We start from the raw sequence: 486 nt of genomic DNA, 5'->3' as shown, positions 1-486 counted from the left end.
AGAACTCGTAATGCACACGGGGCAAGGCATCACTCAAGTTGGCGGCTTTAATGCATCTGGCGCTCAATGCCAGTTTTTGCAAGATGTTATGCAGCACGCTTTACCAGAAGTTGTTTGGAACCCAAACATCAATGCCGCATTGTGGACCAAACTCGCCATAAACTGTGCAATCAACCCGCTTACAGCATTGCATCAATGTAAAAATGGCGATCTTGCACACGGTGATCTTCAAGACACCTTGAAAATCATCACGAAAGAACTTGTCGAAGTGATGAATAAGGAAGACGTTGCGACGCAGTTCGACGTACTTTTCGAGACCATTATGCAAGTGGTGCGGGCAACGTCTGAGAACTATTCTTCAATGAGGCAAGATGTGTTTCATCAGCGCCCGACCGAAATTGATTTTATCACTGGGTACTTGCTAAAAGCGGCAGAGAAACATCGCATCAACACGCCTGAGAATTTAGAACTTTACCAACGCATCAA

1 protein-coding gene is annotated in these 486 nt (G+C 45.5%); it reads left to right on the top strand.

Going from position 1 to position 486, the window contains the following annotated elements; genetic code table 11:
- Positions 1 to 486 (top strand): 2-dehydropantoate 2-reductase (locus tag R7Q46_RS30630; RefSeq protein ID WP_318078773.1); only part of this gene is annotated, 486 nt, incomplete at both ends.

It is taken from the genome of Vibrio sp. 811, from assembly GCF_033339195.1.
This window is presented reverse-complemented; position numbering and strand designations above follow the sequence as displayed.